Source organism: Clostridium culturomicium (assembly GCF_000821305.1).
In the GTDB taxonomy this organism is placed as follows: domain Bacteria; phylum Bacillota; class Clostridia; order Clostridiales; family Clostridiaceae; genus Clostridium_J; species Clostridium_J culturomicium.
In genome coordinates this window covers 1-15,038 of sequence record NZ_CCXK01000001.1, presented here as the reverse complement: position 1 = coordinate 15,038, position 15,038 = coordinate 1, and the positions used below count along the sequence as shown (strand labels likewise).

Annotated in this window: 14 protein-coding genes, 5 tRNA genes and 1 rRNA gene; 5 read left to right on the top strand and 15 right to left on the bottom strand. The window is 31.7% G+C overall.

Annotation, left to right across the window (positions count from 1 at the left end; genetic code table 11):
- Window positions 1-673: 673 nt before the first annotated feature.
- Entirely contained in the window at window positions 674-1,609 is a 936-nt protein-coding gene (locus tag BN1075_RS00100; RefSeq protein WP_042386727.1) for a GNAT family N-acetyltransferase, read from the bottom strand.
- Complete coding sequence (locus BN1075_RS00095) at window positions 1,602-2,789, bottom strand: MFS transporter (protein ID WP_052406315.1); 1,188 nt, start codon at window positions 2,787-2,789, stop codon at window positions 1,602-1,604. The genes BN1075_RS00100 and BN1075_RS00095 overlap by 8 nt, the downstream gene beginning before the upstream one ends.
- A gap of 315 nt (window positions 2,790-3,104) precedes the next feature.
- Between BN1075_RS00095 and BN1075_RS00090 the strand changes: the two genes are divergently transcribed.
- Together BN1075_RS00090 and BN1075_RS00085 are read left to right on the top strand one after the other, a co-directional pair.
- The gene (locus tag BN1075_RS00090) at window positions 3,105-4,310 is read left to right on the top strand and encodes a class I SAM-dependent methyltransferase (protein WP_040190979.1); all 1,206 of its coding nucleotides are present in this window, start codon (window positions 3,105-3,107) and stop codon (window positions 4,308-4,310) included.
- A gap of 38 nt (window positions 4,311-4,348) precedes the next feature.
- Window positions 4,349-5,704, top strand: coding sequence for a Sapep family Mn(2+)-dependent dipeptidase (locus BN1075_RS00085; RefSeq protein ID WP_040190978.1), 1,356 nt, complete (start codon window positions 4,349-4,351; stop codon window positions 5,702-5,704).
- 161 nt (window positions 5,705-5,865) lie between these two features.
- Here BN1075_RS00085 and BN1075_RS00080 read toward each other — a convergent pair whose 3' ends face one another.
- Window positions 5,866-6,600, bottom strand: a complete 735-nt coding sequence (locus BN1075_RS00080; protein ID WP_040190976.1) for a tRNA threonylcarbamoyladenosine dehydratase — start codon at window positions 6,598-6,600, stop codon at window positions 5,866-5,868.
- Window positions 6,601-6,807: 207 nt separating this feature from the next.
- Between BN1075_RS00080 and BN1075_RS00075 the strand changes: the two genes are divergently transcribed.
- A complete protein-coding gene (locus BN1075_RS00075; RefSeq protein WP_042386725.1) occupies window positions 6,808-7,344 on the top strand; it encodes an HD domain-containing protein in 537 nt (178 codons plus the stop codon).
- 145 nt (window positions 7,345-7,489) lie between these two features.
- Here the strand turns inward: BN1075_RS00075 and BN1075_RS00070 are convergent, their stop codons facing one another.
- The 5 genes from BN1075_RS00070 to BN1075_RS21845 form a co-directional block, all read right to left on the bottom strand.
- The gene (locus BN1075_RS00070; protein ID WP_040190974.1) at window positions 7,490-8,734 is read right to left on the bottom strand and encodes a DUF1015 domain-containing protein; all 1,245 of its coding nucleotides are present in this window, start codon (window positions 8,732-8,734) and stop codon (window positions 7,490-7,492) included.
- A gap of 25 nt (window positions 8,735-8,759) precedes the next feature.
- Window positions 8,760-9,674 (bottom strand): D-2-hydroxyacid dehydrogenase, encoded by a 915-nt coding sequence (locus tag BN1075_RS00065; protein ID WP_040190973.1) that lies wholly within the window; start codon window positions 9,672-9,674, stop codon window positions 8,760-8,762.
- A gap of 22 nt (window positions 9,675-9,696) precedes the next feature.
- On the bottom strand, window positions 9,697-10,776 hold the full coding sequence (locus BN1075_RS00060; RefSeq protein ID WP_040190972.1) for a pyridoxal-phosphate-dependent aminotransferase family protein: 1,080 nt from the start codon (window positions 10,774-10,776) through the stop codon (window positions 9,697-9,699).
- 129 nt (window positions 10,777-10,905) lie between these two features.
- On the bottom strand, window positions 10,906-11,094 hold the full coding sequence (locus BN1075_RS00055; protein WP_040190971.1) for a hypothetical protein: 189 nt from the start codon (window positions 11,092-11,094) through the stop codon (window positions 10,906-10,908).
- Between the two features lie 159 nt (window positions 11,095-11,253).
- Complete coding sequence (locus BN1075_RS21845; protein ID WP_040190970.1) at window positions 11,254-11,430, bottom strand: hypothetical protein; 177 nt, start codon at window positions 11,428-11,430, stop codon at window positions 11,254-11,256.
- Between the two features lie 320 nt (window positions 11,431-11,750).
- Between BN1075_RS21845 and BN1075_RS00045 the strand changes: the two genes are divergently transcribed.
- Together BN1075_RS00045 and BN1075_RS00040 are read left to right on the top strand one after the other, a co-directional pair.
- A complete protein-coding gene (locus tag BN1075_RS00045) occupies window positions 11,751-12,926 on the top strand; it encodes a DUF1576 domain-containing protein (RefSeq protein ID WP_235777731.1) in 1,176 nt (391 codons plus the stop codon).
- 2 nt (window positions 12,927-12,928) lie between these two features.
- Window positions 12,929-13,273: a hypothetical protein gene (locus tag BN1075_RS00040; RefSeq protein WP_040190968.1), complete on the top strand. Its 345-nt coding sequence runs from the start codon at window positions 12,929-12,931 to the stop codon at window positions 13,271-13,273.
- A gap of 93 nt (window positions 13,274-13,366) precedes the next feature.
- Here BN1075_RS00040 and sfsA read toward each other — a convergent pair whose 3' ends face one another.
- From sfsA to rrf, 7 genes are all read right to left on the bottom strand, one after another.
- Window positions 13,367-14,059, bottom strand: coding sequence for a DNA/RNA nuclease SfsA (gene sfsA, locus BN1075_RS00035; RefSeq protein ID WP_040190967.1), 693 nt, complete (start codon window positions 14,057-14,059; stop codon window positions 13,367-13,369).
- Window positions 14,060-14,410: 351 nt separating this feature from the next.
- Window positions 14,411-14,486: transfer RNA gene (locus BN1075_RS00030), tRNA-Lys, on the bottom strand.
- A 5-nt stretch (window positions 14,487-14,491) separates the two neighbouring features.
- A tRNA-His gene (locus BN1075_RS00025) sits at window positions 14,492-14,567 on the bottom strand.
- Window positions 14,568-14,573: 6 nt separating this feature from the next.
- Window positions 14,574-14,650: transfer RNA gene (locus tag BN1075_RS00020), tRNA-Arg, on the bottom strand.
- 5 nt (window positions 14,651-14,655) lie between these two features.
- Window positions 14,656-14,730: transfer RNA gene (locus BN1075_RS00015), tRNA-Gly, on the bottom strand.
- Between the two features lie 64 nt (window positions 14,731-14,794).
- A tRNA-Lys gene (locus BN1075_RS00010) sits at window positions 14,795-14,870 on the bottom strand.
- An 8-nt stretch (window positions 14,871-14,878) separates the two neighbouring features.
- A 5S ribosomal RNA gene (gene rrf / locus BN1075_RS00005) occupies window positions 14,879-14,996 on the bottom strand.
- Between the last annotated feature and the right edge of the window lie 42 nt (window positions 14,997-15,038).

The window sequence follows — 15,038 nt, the reverse complement described above, 5'->3', positions numbered from 1 at the left end:
AGGATCAAACTCTCAATTTAAAAAGTTTGAGCTGCGCTCTAATTGTTTCGCTGACTTGTTAAAGTCATTTATTGATAGATTATCTCTATCGAAATTAACTGGTTTTACCTTTATTTCTCTGTTTAATTTTCAAAGACCAATTCTTTTTCTTCGTCGATTTATCTCGATCACTTTTACTATTCTACCAGACTTTTTCAAATCTGTCAACAACTTTTTAAGTTTTTTTAATTTCTTTAAAACTTGTTTTGTTAAGTTGTCGTTTCTCGTCAGTGCTTACTGCAGCGACAAAACATATATTATCATTATTTTAGCTCCATATATTCTTATTTAAAACCATTTGCTCTACTGGTAATCATTTTTCTAATGGTTCCTTTAAATTGCTATGTTTTTCTTATGATGATACACTAGGACAAGTATTAATAATTATATTTTCATAACTATTAAACAAATATGATAAGATCTTAATCCTAACATTATAATTCAAATCTATAATTAAATTATGTACACTTTCATTTACACATTTAAGATTCTTGTATTACCCTATCTACTGTGTACATATTACCTTAAACATATCTTATCTCTTAAATATTCTCTTTTCTCTATAGTATAAAAGCTGTATTGGCATTATTCTTTTATTCCAATACAGCTTCCTATTACATTAATATTTATTTTTCTACTTATTATTCCTATAAAAAATCTTATGATCTCTCCATTTACCGTTAATAAGAAGATATTCCTTACAAACACCTAACTCTGTAAAGCCACAAGCCTCTAATACCCTTTGAGATCTTTCATTATCTAATAAAGTAGTTGCTTCTATTCTGTGAAGGCCAAATTCTTCATATGCATATTTTAATACAAGCTTTACAGCTTCTTTCATATATCCTTTACCTTGACACTTTTCATCAATAGAATATCCTATAAACGCACTCTTAAACACACCCTGAATAATATTGTTAATTCTTATTCTGCCTATCATTATATTATCTTTATATATTCCAAAGTGAGCTCCTTGTCCTTTGATAAACTCTCTATAGTTTTCTATTAAAGACTGCCTTTGTGTCTCTAATGTAAAAAATGTTTCATCTCTAAATGGTTCATACTTACTTAAAAAGCTTCTGTTTCTTACATAGTAATCTAACAGTTCATCTGCATTTTCTGATGATAAAACTCTTATTTCAATATTATCACCTTTTAAATATCCCTCTTTTATATAAGCATTATTATAATAATCTTCTTCTATCATTCCCATTATTAAATTGCCTTCGTATTTTGAATTAACCAAACTATTTTCTGCTATATATCCTTCTAATTGAAATCCTAAATTAGTAAATGGTGTTAAGCTGATAGTCTCATCACAAAGTATATTAACCTTATGAAGCCCATTACTTTTTATAAGAATCTGAAGCATAACTCTCAGAGCTTCTTCTAATATTGCTATACCTTCCTTTGAATCTTTAAAAAACTTCAATTTAATAAGTACCGATTTATTGTCATTATCTAGATCTATAATAGTAAACCTTCCTGTTATTATTCCAGATGCTTTTATAATATAGTTGTTTGCTTCATTTGTTGTATTTGTGATAGTAACATTGAGACCTTTACCCAATATTTTTGCCCCCTCTTTGAAACGCAGTATACTTTCCTCTATATATTATAATTACAAATATCATAGAAACAGTTAAGCTTGTTGGTATTAAGTAAAAGGTAATTGTTGTTCCTATAACATCATTTAATCTTCCCATTAGTAAATTTAGTATCATACTTATAGAACTTGCACCGGTTAAAATAATGCCCGTTATATATGCAGTGTTATCTTTAAATACCTTACTTATTGTTGCTACAATAGTTGGATATGTAATAGCAAAGAATAAACCTGTAATGCAAATTAATATTAACGCTTTATTACCAACAACTAGCGCTATTATTAATAATACAATTGCAATAGCCATTGATGCTATAACGGATTGAAGATATCCAAATTTTTCAGCGACAAATCCTCCAACTAATCTCCCAATGGTTAGTAATAAAAAGAAGACTGACAAAAATGTAGCTCCTGTACTGCTAGTGAAATTATAGCTCTCCATTAAAAAGTTAACAATCCAATTAGACATTCCCATCTCTGCAAATATATAAGTACCTAAGGCAAGAGCATAAATATAAACATACTTTTCTTTAAATACATCTTTATTCTTTATTTTTTCACCTGTTTCTTTATGTTCACTTTCAATTGATGGTATTTTAATCAAAAGAAATACTAAAACAACAATAACAAACATTGCTGCAATTCCATAAAAAACACTTCTCCATCCAATACCTGAATCTAATATCCTTCCTATTGTAAATTGTCCTATTGTAGAGCCAAATCCATAAGAACAATGAGCTATATTCATCATGATAGCTTGTATTGCAACAAATAAGGCTGGAATTAACGTATTTATGGCTATACATCCAAATGCAATTCCCATATTCAATAAAAACATTCCTACTAAAAGCATTATATATATATTAGAAGAAGCAATCATTACTGTAGATCCAATAATAATAGTAAGTCCTAATAAAATAACCTTTCTTTGCCCTAGTTTCTCACAAAGAATACCTCCTACATAGGTAAATATTATATATCCTAAGGAGCATGATGAAAGCATTATTCCCATACTTGTATTGTTAGCATTAAAACTTTCCTTAAATACTGGGATGAATATGCCCTTAGTGTTATCAACAACGGCAATTGCGGCCATAATAACGAATATAACTACAATTATGGCAAGGTTTCTGTTTTTCCTCAAACGTATCACTCCCATTCTAAAATATTATATCATAATTAATTATTAAATTTATAAGTATGTATTGCTTATTTTAATAATATATTTCTTAGTCTATATAACTCTTCATACCCTATATTTTTCTTTTTAGTATTTCTATATTTTGCTATACTTATCATTGGTACACATTCTAACTAATACTACTTTACTATTATTTTAAGTTGTGTTTTTAGCAAATCCCACTATCTAAATCTTAAATTTAGATTTACATGTAGTTTTAGTGATTATAAGTTACCATATAGTTAATCTAAACAAATTTAAAAAAAAGAAGGTGCTGTTATGAATAAATCAAATATAAGCAAATTAAATTTATTTTTTATGGGATTACAAAATAGGTTTAATGAAAACATAGAAATTTTCAAACACATAAACTTTGAATTTACTTCTGGTTTAAAAAACTTCAAAGGTACAGCTTCTCTTGAAGAGAGTAAGCTTAAATTCAACTTTAATGGTATAACTAAAAAATCAAATATTGATGAATTTTTCAAATACCTTATAGATGAATGTTCTAATTATGAAGGTTTTTCACTTACATACAGTGAGCGCGGAGAAGTTCTTCTAATCACTGCTGATAACAAAAATGTGGCTATGAAAACAATAGATACTAATAATGATCTATCTGCATCTCCTACAGCTTCTAATAATAAAGTAAAAAAAGATATTACGCCTGCTGCAACTACCTCTACTCTGCTTAACAGAGATTATTATATCAAAGCTGGTGAGGCCGACGCCCTGTTAAAGGAAATTGGTATCATGAGTAAAGATGGAAAAATTAAAAATGATAAGATTAGAAAATATAATCAAATTGATCATTATGTAGAGCTGCTTGAAGATATTTTAGATGATCTTCCTAGAAACCAAGTAATAAACATTTTAGACTGCGGTTGTGGAAAATCCTATCTTTCCTTTGTCTTAAATCATTATTTAACTGATGTAAAAAAATACAAGTGCCATTTTATCGGCCTTGACCACTCTGAAACTGTAATAGAGAGCTCTAGAGCCATGGCTTCAAACTTAGGATATAGAAACATGGAATTTCATGCAGTTGACATCAATGAATATAAACCTTCAAAACATATAAATGTAGTAATTTCTCTTCATGCTTGCGATACCGCCACCGACATGGCTTTAGCTCTTGGTATAAAGGTTGAAGCTGACATTATTATTGCAGTTCCTTGCTGCCATAGAGAAATGCTTAGCCAATATTCTTACGCTCCATTTAAAAGTATACTAGACCAAGGTATTTTTAAAGCTAGAATGGCTGATATATTAACTGATGGAATGAGAACTCTTATGCTTAAAGCTAAAGGATATAAGGTATCTGTTGTTGAATATATATCTCCATTAGAGACTCCTAAAAATCTAATGATAAGGGCTATCAAAGAAACTGATGAAGATTTAGATGCTATGACTGAATATATGTCCCTAATGAGTAGCTTAAATGTTTATCCAGCCTTATATGATTATTTAAATCAATGGGAGTAATCTCTCTACTTAATAATATTCAAGTTGAGGAGGAAATCATGAATAATAAAGATATCATAAAGTCAAAAGTAAATGACCTTGTTCCTTACTTAGTAGAAGCAATTAAAGAAATTGTAAGTTATAGAAGTGTTCTTGATGAAACAGCTTCTAGTTATCCTTTTGGAAAGGAAATTGATGAATGTTTAAAAAGCACCCTTAATATCTGTAATTCTTTAGGCTTTAGAACCTATTACGATAAAGATGGATATTATGGTTATGCAGAAGTTGGTGAAGGTCCAGAGTTAATTGGCATTCTAGGACATCTTGATGTTGTCCCTGAAGGTGACCTTTCTGCCTGGTCTCATCCTCCATATAGGCTAACCATTGAAGATAATAAATTATATGGACGTGGAACCCAAGACGATAAAGGTCCAACACTTTCTTGCATATACGCCATAAAAGCTCTACTTAACTCTGGCGTTAAGCTTAATAAAAGAATAAGAGTTATTTTGGGAACTGATGAAGAAAACTTATGGAGGGGAATTACTCGATATAAGAGCAATGGCGAAGAGATTCCATCTATGGGTATTACTCCTGATAGTAAATTCTTCTGTATAAACTCTGAAAAAGGGCTTCTTCAAGCAAAGCTTACTTGCAAAAACACTAGTGATATGCTGCTTACTGCAGGTAATGCCTTTAACTCTGTTCCTGATAAAGCCATGTACGCTTGCTCTCATAAAGAACTACCTTCAATGAAAGAAATTCTTGATAATCTCACTTTTAAATATGATATTAAGGATAATAACATATATGTACTCGGAAAAGGTGTCCATTCTGCGAGCAGTGCAGATGGTATAAATGCAATTTCTAGACTCGCCATTGCTCTTAACAAGCTTGGCTACACTTCAAACTCAATAAGGTTTATAGCCGAAGTAATTGGTGAGAATGTTGCTCTTTCTAATCTTCTTCCAGACTGTGAAGACATCTCTGGAAAATTAACTGTAAATGTCGGTAAGATAGATATTACTAAAGATACCGAAACTATCTGTCTAGATATCCGAATTCCTGTTACTGCTGATAAAGACCAGATTATAGATGTAATTAAAGCTAAAGGTGAAGAATATGGTTTAAGCTATGAGGAATATGACTGGCTTGCCCCTAGTTACGTCCCTGAAGATCACTTCTTAATTAAAACACTCAAAGAAGTTTATGAAGCAGAAACTGGTCTTGAAGCCATACCTGAAGCTTCTGGCGGGGCAACCTATGCAAGAGCCATAGATAATTGTGTTGCCTTTGGAATGGTATTTCCTGACTCTGCAAAAACTGAACATCAACCTGACGAATACATTACTATGGATGATTTAGTTAAATCCACTGAAATTTACGCTTTAACTCTATATAAATTAGTAAAATAAATAATTAAAATACAGAAAATCCGTTAGTACTCTTTTTACTAACGGATTTCTTACATTAAATTAAACTTTAAATTTTTTAATTACTTAAAATTACTCCTTAGAATAAAAATAGGAGTAATTTTATTATTACTTATAGTTAAATGTCATATTTATCACAAAAGTTACTTCATTAAATCTTTTACAACTTCACTAGCAATTATCATCCCTGCTACTGGTGGTACAAAGGCAATACTTCCTGGTGTTTGTCTTTTTCTAGCTGCTTTAGTTGATTCCATCGTTAATCCTTCTGCTACTTCCCTGTATGGCTTTAACGGAAGCTCATCTGAAAATACTACTTTACATCCTTTAATTCTTCTTTTCTTTAACTCATGCCTCATAACCTTTGCAAGAGGACATACTGAGGTTTTATATACATCTGTAACTCTAAATCTTGATGGGTCTAACTTATTTCCTGTTCCCATAGAGCTTATGACATTAATATTATTTTCCTTACAATACTGAATTATATCTAGTTTTGATGTAACTGTATCTATAGCATCTACAACATAATCAGCCTCAGTTCCAATTATTTCTGCAACATTATCTGCATTTACGAAGGTTTCTTTAGTTATAACCTGACATTCAGGATTAATCTCTAATATCCTTGCTTTCATTGTTTCAACCTTACTTTTACCTAAGGTCTTTGTTGTCGCATGTATTTGTCTATTTATATTTGTAAGGCATATATCATCATTATCTACAAGGATTAATGTTCCAACACCACTTCTAGCTAAAGATTCAGTAGTGAAACTTCCTACCCCGCCTATTCCAAATATGATTACCTTACTCCCCTTTAATTTATTTAAACTATCAGTTCCTATTAATAATTCTGTTCTTGAAAAAATATGGTTAGCCATACTTACAACCTCCTATTGTTTTATTTTATAAGTGAAGACTAAAATTTATTCACTGCTTAAATATCATCACAATGAATACCTCAATTTTATATTCTTTAATATTATAATTCAACTGTTTTAATTATTTTTCCACTTTGATATAATTTATTCAAACTATTATGAATAAATGGGGGATATAAAATAGAAATAAAAACTTTATTGTAAACAATGAAAATTGCTGAAAACTTAAAAAATAATACCCGTCATTCTTGGACTTCAAGCGGAAGACACGAAAGCGTTGCAGAACACAGCTGGAGCCTTTCACTAATGGCTTACTTTATATCTGATGAATTTCCTGAAGCTGATATAAACAAAATTCTGCAAATGTGCATTTTTCACGACATAGGCGAAGCGTTCACTGGTGACATACCAGTTTTCCTTAAAACAGACGACCATGAAGTGGAAGAAACCAAGCAAATTAATAATTGGCTTAACTCCCTTCCTGCTCCATATCAATCTAAACTAAAAAATCTATTTGAAGAAATGGAATCTCAAGAAACACTAGAATCTAAGATTTATAAAGCTCTCGATAAAATGGAAGTCCTATTTCAACATAATCAGGCAGACATATCTACATGGCTTCCTCTAGAGTACAAACTTAATCTAGAACATGGAACTGAACAGGTAGAATTTTCTGATTACCTAAAGCAACTAAAATCTGTAATAAATGAAGAAAGTCGTAAAAAAATAAATGAAGCTAAATAAATTCACTTGTTCTTCTCTATAAAATAATAAAAAGCAGCACTAGGTAGTTGGAGTTTAAATACTCCATTTACCTATGCTGCTTTATTTTTAGAATTTTATCTTCTAATTATACTACACTATATTAAAAATACTAAATTATAGTACTTTAAGTTAACTCATGAACGAATATTCCACTTCTAAGTTTTGGTTCAAACCAAGTTGACTTAGGCGGCATTAATTTTCCTGCATCAGCAATATTCATAAGCTCCTCTATACTTGTAGGATACATAGCAAAAGCAACCTTCATACCTTCGGCTACTCTTCTTTCTAATTCCCCAAGACCTCTTATCCCTCCAACAAAATCTATTCTATCACTAGTTTTTGGATCATCAATTCCTAGTATTGGAGTGAGAACATTCTCTTGAAGAATAGAAACATCAAGACTCTTAACTGGATCAGCTGGATCATAAGTGCCTTCTTTAGCTGTTAACTTATACCACTTTCCATCTAAGTACATACCAACCATTGCTTTTCCTTCTGGTTTATATTGTCCTTCACCTACATATTCCTCAACATCAAATTTTTCATTTACTTTAGCCAAGAACTCTTCACTAGAATTATTATTCAAATCCTTAACAACCCTGTTATAGTCCATTATATAAAGATCATCTGCAGGAAATATAACTGATAAAAAGAAATTAAACTCCTCTTCCCCAGTATATTCTTTATTAGCTTCTCTTCTCATTTTACCAACATTAACAGCTGATGCTGCTCTATGGTGTCCATCTGCTATATAAAGATAATCTACTCCACTGAATAACTCTTCAAGTCTTTTTACATCAGAAGCATTATCTATAACCCATATAATATGAGAAATCCCATCTTCTGATACAAAATTATACTCAGGTTCTTCAGCTGTATATTTAGCTACTATCTCATCAATTTCTCCAACATTTCTATAGGTTAAGAATATTGGTCCTGTATTAGCGTTACAGTAATTAACATGGTTAATTCTATCCCTTTCCTTTTCGGCTCTTGTATTCTCATGTTTCTTTATGATGTTGTTCATATAGTCATCAATAGAAGTACATCCCACTATTCCAGTTTGAACTCTTCCATCCATAACTTGTCTATAAACATACATACATGGAGATCCATCTTGAATATAAGTCCCATTTTCCCTCATTTTATCTAGATTACCTCTAGCTGTATTGTAAACTATCTCATCATACTGATTAGTTTCAATTGGTAAGTCTATTTGGGCTTTATCAACATGAAGGAATGAATAAGGATTTTCCTTAACCATCTCTCTTGCTTCCTCTGTATTCATAACATCATAAGGAAGAGCTGCAACCTTATCAACTAATTCTTTCGTTGGTCTTATACCCTTAAAAGGTCTTACTACTGCCATATTACTATGTCCTCCTTAGATTTTATTATTTGTTGAAGAAGTCAAAGATAACTTGTACTATTTCAGCTCCAATTCTTGTTTGAGCTTCCTTAGTTGCTGCTCCAATATGTGGAGTAACAGAAACCTTTGGATGATTAATTAATGCAGTATTAGTCGCTGGCTCAACTTCAAATACATCAATTCCAGCTCCTCGAAGCTTTCCACTATCTAAGGCCTCAAGTAACGCAGCTTCATCTACAACCCCACCTCTAGCGCAGTTGATTAGAACAGCCCCATCCTTCATCATATCAAATTGAGCTTTACCAATCGTAGTTCCTTGCTCTTTAATAAATGGAATGTGAAGAGATACGAAATCAGCCTTTGTAAGTAACTCTTCTAAAGTACAGTATTCATATTGGTCATAGCCATCAACTTTTCCTTTTCTATTTGTATATATAACCTTCATGCCTAATGCACTAGCTTTTTCAGCAAGAGATTTAGAAATTCTTCCGAATCCAACAAGTCCTAGGGTTTTTCCTCCAATCTCTATGCCACTATATTTTTTCTTTTCCCATTTACCTTCTCTCATAGTTACATTTGATATATTAACAAATCTGCATACTGCAAACATATGAGCAAGAGCGAGCTCTGCAACAGAAGCACTACTTGAATTCGGGGTATTTGCAACTCTTATCCCCTTAGAAGTTGCATAAGCTACATCTATATTATCTACACCTACTCCACCACGGATTATAAGCTTTAATCTTCCTGATTCCATAGCCTTATCAATAATAGGTTGTCTAACTTTTGTAGCACTTCTAACCACAACTACATCAAAATCTTGTAATGCAGCTCCTAATTCATCTGGCTCATAAAATTTTTCAACTACCTCATAACCACTATCTCTTAAAGTAGCTATGCTGTCTTTATTCATACCATCAGTAACAAGTACTCTTACCATAACTAATCCCCCCTAAAAAATATTAATCCTCAAATCCTAATATTTCATCTATATTAGCTAATAACTCTTTTAACTCTTCAGGAGTTCTTTCAGCCATATGCGCTATTCTGAAGGTCTTGTCCTTAAGCTTTCCATAACCATTAGAAATTTGGAACCCTCTTTCACCAAGAGCTTTGTTTAAAGCAGCTATATCTATATTTCTAGTATTTTTTATGTTAGTTAATGTATTAGACATATAATTTTCATTTGGGAATATTTCGAAGTGCTTTCTAGCCCATGCTCTTACTATTTCAGCCCCTTCAATATGTCTGTCAAATCTATTTTGTAATCCTTCTTGATTTATAATCTTATCTAATTGATATTCAAGTGCAAACATATGAGATAATGATGGAGTAGAAGGATATTGATAATCTTTCTTTTGAATATACTCATATAATCCTAATAAATCTAAATATAAACCTCTATGAGGAACTGTTTTAGCTCTTTCTATAGCCTTCTTAGAGAATGAACACATTGACATTCCTGGAGGAAGACCTATAGCTTTTTGAGTTGATGTTATGCATATGTCTACTCCCCACTCATCTACTTTTAATTCAGTGCCGGCTGCTGAACTTACCGTATCGATACAGAATACTACATCTGGATACTTTCTTACTACTGCAGCGATTTCATCCATTGGATTCATAACACCAGTTGAAGTTTCATTTTGTGTTACAGTTATTAAATCATATTTACCTGTTGCTAACGCTTCGTCTACCATCTCTGGTGTAGTAGGTTGTCCCCATTCAGATTCAATCATATCTGCTGGAACATTATTTGCTACAGCCATTTCATACCATCTCTTACCAAAAGCACCTACTGCAAAAATTGCAGCTCTTTTAGCCGTACATGAACGAACAGCACCTTCCATAAGTCCACTACCTGAAGTAGTTGAAAGTAAAATTTCTTCCTTAGTATTAAAAACTATTCTCATATAATCACTAATTTGTCTTTGAATTCTTGAAGCTTCCTTGCTTCTGTGTCCAATCATTGGCATCGCCATTTTTTCTAATACATCTGGTGCAACATCTACAGGTCCTGGTATAAATAATTTCTTATGCATAATTAAACCTCCTAAAATAAGTAAATATTTTCATATAACTGACTTGTAATCAATTACATTTTAACATTTAAATAGAAGTTCATCAACTAAATATTTAAAATATTCTGTAAACACAATATGTAATTAGGCTTAATTAAGCCTAATATTTGTATAAATATCGTCAAGAACCTCTTTAATACAATGGCCTCTTACGAAATTTTGACAGTTATTGCAGCTTTGTTCTAACTGTAACAAAACTTTATCTGGATAATAACTTCTTTCATTATAAAAAGAACAATTTTGAGCTATCCTTTGTTTTATTTCACTAGTTAACCTCATATGCCACACTCCTAGAAAATATATTTTAAATATATAATCCTTCAATTAATGCCTTTTTATACGAGGTTATGTAAAATTCTAAAAATGGCATTTTATCAAATCAGATCTATAGATTAATTAATTTTACCTCATATAAATTATATGATAAGTTTTTAATTGTTAATAATCAAAGCAATCTAATACGGATTCGGTTTCTCTGCAGTATCGAACAATTAAACATTGACCTAAGTTCCTTGGACATTTTTGACACATACAACTTACTTCTTTTCCATCACATTTACCTTGCTTAAAATCAGGACATTTTTCACAATTAAATACTACTATATCCAATCCCATGTTTCTTTACCTCTTTCATACCTAAGTTTAATCTATAATTATTACGACTTTTATATCAATATTATATCTATTAACTGGTTAATTAAGATATAACCCATAAATTACCACGACTTTTCTTTTTAAACTAATATATTTTTATAGTTATACAACCATAAACTTGTTATAATAAACACGTAAAGCCTTATCGATACATTCTAACTATACACCTTAATCTTTACGGTGTAAACAATTCAAAGGAGCTGATTATTATAAAAGACTTTACTTCAAGAATTTCATTACCGTATAAATTATTTTTATACCTTAGTGTTATCTTAATACTTGTGGCATTTTTATTCAGTTCACCTAGTGAAGTTATATTAGGTTTAAAAGAAATTATTCTTAGTCCTGATATTCTTATAACTGACTATATGGCAGTAGGTGGAATTGGTGCTACTCTTATTAACTGTGCTCTGCTAATTATTATTTATGTAATATTAATGTTAGTTTTAGATGTAAAACCATCGGGTACAATAATTGCTGGTATATTTACCGTAGCAGGTTTTTCTCTGTTTGGTAAGAATATCTTTAATATATGGCCAATAATATTTGGTATATGGGTATACTCAAGAGTTCAGAAAGAAAACTTCTCTAAGTACATAGTTACGGCTATATTTGGTACAACTTTATCGCCAGCCTTTGTTCAAGTAATAGCAAATGGATCCATGTCAGGTTTTCCTGCTATAGCAATAGGATTTATAATAAGTTCTATTGTGGGGTTTTTACTTCCTCCTATAGCATCTGCCTGTATCAGACTTCATCAGGGTTACAGTCTATATAATGTTGGTTTAGCTGCAGGTCTTATCGGAACAGTCCTGATGTCATTACTTAGATCTATAGGCATTGACTTTGAAACTAGATTACTATGGTTAACTGGATATAACCTTCATTTTATTATTCTATTTTCATCACTATTTATATTAATGATTATTTTAGGATACATATTAAATGGAAAAAGTTTTGAACACATGAGGAAATTTAAAAAGTGCTCTGGTAAACTTATAACAGACTTTTATCTATTATTTGGAATAGGACCAACTTTAATGAATATGGGTATACTTGGATTATTCTCACTCTTCCTTGTAGCCGCTTTAGGTGGTGACTTAAATGGTCCTACACTTGGAGGTGTGCTTACTATTGTTGGTTTTGGAGCTTTTGGTAAACATCTTAGAAATATAATTCCTATAATGCTTGGTATTATATTGTGTACAACACTAAACATCTTCGACATTACCGCTCCAGGTGTTATGTTAGCACTTCTATTTGGTACAACTTTAGCACCAATCGCTGGTTCATTCGGTCCAATATGGGGAATTGTAGCTGGTATGCTTCATGCTGTAATAGTTATGAACACCTCATACCTACATGGCGGAATGATATTATATAATAATGGTTTTGCTGGGGGAATAGTATGTATGTTCCTTGTCCCATTAATTACTGCATTTAGAAAGGAAATTTAGTTATGAAACATCTTCGTCAAAGAAATATAAGTTTACTCAGTGAGTTTACAAGTTATTTAGTTAATTTAGGCTGTGACGATATACACATCGATTTTAAGACAAAAGATGACGCAATAACACTCAACTTCAGTGCAATTAACTCTGAACTTACAGAAAAAAATATTACTAAACTTACCTCACTTCTAAATACTCCGCGCAGACAGGATATAGAAGAATATTATTGGGAGTTAAACGGTAATGAAAATTTCTACTCAGAATTATCTTTAATTGGAATGATGATAGATGAAGCTGAAGTGTCTTATGTTGATAATGTACTTAATGTAAGCCTTATTAGATTAAAATCATAAAATAAATACCATTGATTATGTGAAGAGATTATCATTTATATATCTCAACCACATATCAATGGTATTTTTTGTTAATAATTATAAAATTAATAGTTATAAAATAATTTCAACCTTGTCTGTTAATTCTATAGATGTTTCCGTTACTTTACAAGAATAAGCAAAAATATCAACCCCATTTTCCTTTGCAAATCTTAACGCATCCCCAAATGCTTTATCTGTATCATCATTAGGTGAAAATGTAGTTATTCCTTCCATCTGTATAACAAAAATAACTCCTGCACCCTTTCTTGTGTTAACTACATCAATTAATTCCAGTAAATGCTTTCTTCCTCTTTCAGTTGGGGCATCTGGAAATCTACTATGTCCATTTTCTTCTAATGTAACCCCTTTTACCTCTAAATAATATTCCTCTCCATCATCATTAGAAAGTTTAAAATCAAATCTGCTTTTACCAAAAGTCTTTTCTCTACATATGTTATTATATTTCTCTAAGCCTTTAATCTTCTTATTTTTAAGCGCTTCATCAACAATTTTATTTGGTGCTTGAGAATCAATATTTATTAATTTATTACCTTTATAGCCTGCTATTAAGCTAAACCTAGTTTTTCTATTTGCTCCATCTTCAGCTCTCAATAAAACTTTACAGCCTGGAATTAATATTTCCTTACATCTTCCTGTGTTAGGAACATGAACTAACTCTTCTTCTCCATCAATCATTACATAACCTTGAAATCTATTAGGTCTTCTAACAAACTCTACAGTAGTAGTTTCCTTTTCGAAAATCATTTCTCTGCCTCCTCTAAATGTAATACACGTAAACTATATATTTATAATACAACAACTTATCCACACATGCTCACAAAAAATCTTTCTTTTGTGTACTATTTGCTAACAACTGTTGATAACTTTATACATCATTTCTAAACCTATTATATAGCTTTTATTTCTAATCTTCTATTCAAACTCAAAGTCTTTATTATTTATAAATCTTAAATGCCCTAAATATCAAAATTACTAGCCTTCACACCAAATCATTGAAACAAGTTTTATCGAACTAATATATTATGTAGAAATCTCTTAATTTTATTTATAAAAACAAAGTTAAAATAAAAAAAGCACTTCAATATGAAGTGCTTTTGGTGGCTCGCCGGGGGATCGAACCCCGGACACCATGATTAAAAGTCATGTGCTCTACCGACTGAGCTAGCGAACCATTTATGGGGTGAATGATGGGACTCGAACCCACGACAACCAGAACCACAATCTGGCGCTCTACCAACTGAACTACATTCACCATGTATGGTGCGTCTTAAGAGATTCGAACTCCTGGCCCACGCCTTAGAAGGGCGTTGCTCTATCCAGCTGAGCTAAAGACGCTTATTTGGAGCGGAAGACGAGATTCGAACTCGCGACGTTCACCTTGGCAAGGTGACGCTCTACCACTGAGCCACTCCCGCATATAAATTAATCTATAATAAACATAGTAACTCTTTAAAGTTAACTATAGTTACATAGGTTTGTTGGTGGCTCGCCGGGGGATCGAACCCCGGACACCATGATTAAAAGTCATGTGCTCTACCGACTGAGCTAGCGAACCATAAAAAAACCTGGCAACCACCTACCCTCCCACACAGCTTCCCGTGCAGTACTATCGGCCTCTTAATGCTTAACCTTCGTGTTCGGTATGGGAACGGGTGTATCCATTAAGAGCATCATCACCAGATTGTAAGAGAATATTCTCTCAAAATTACACAGTGAACATTGT

Excerpts from the sequence above, each read along its gene's own strand:
- BN1075_RS00090 (WP_040190979.1), top strand. The coding sequence starts at position 3,105 with ATGAATAAATCAAATATAAGCAAATTAAATTTATTTTTTATGGGATTA.
- BN1075_RS00085 (WP_040190978.1), top strand. The coding sequence starts at position 4,349 with ATGAATAATAAAGATATCATAAAGTCAAAAGTAAATGACCTTGTTCCT.
- BN1075_RS00080 (WP_040190976.1), bottom strand. The coding sequence starts at position 6,600 with ATGGCTAACCATATTTTTTCAAGAACAGAATTATTAATAGGAACTGAT.
- BN1075_RS00075 (WP_042386725.1), top strand. The coding sequence starts at position 6,808 with ATGAAAATTGCTGAAAACTTAAAAAATAATACCCGTCATTCTTGGACT.
- BN1075_RS00070 (WP_040190974.1), bottom strand. The coding sequence starts at position 8,734 with ATGGCAGTAGTAAGACCTTTTAAGGGTATAAGACCAACGAAAGAATTA.
- BN1075_RS00065 (WP_040190973.1), bottom strand. The coding sequence starts at position 9,674 with ATGGTAAGAGTACTTGTTACTGATGGTATGAATAAAGACAGCATAGCT.
- BN1075_RS00060 (WP_040190972.1), bottom strand. The coding sequence starts at position 10,776 with ATGCATAAGAAATTATTTATACCAGGACCTGTAGATGTTGCACCAGAT.
- BN1075_RS00055 (WP_040190971.1), bottom strand. The coding sequence starts at position 11,094 with ATGAGGTTAACTAGTGAAATAAAACAAAGGATAGCTCAAAATTGTTCT.
- BN1075_RS21845 (WP_040190970.1), bottom strand. The coding sequence starts at position 11,430 with ATGGGATTGGATATAGTAGTATTTAATTGTGAAAAATGTCCTGATTTT.
- BN1075_RS00040 (WP_040190968.1), top strand. The coding sequence starts at position 12,929 with ATGAAACATCTTCGTCAAAGAAATATAAGTTTACTCAGTGAGTTTACA.
- sfsA (WP_040190967.1), bottom strand. The coding sequence starts at position 14,059 with ATGATTTTCGAAAAGGAAACTACTACTGTAGAGTTTGTTAGAAGACCT.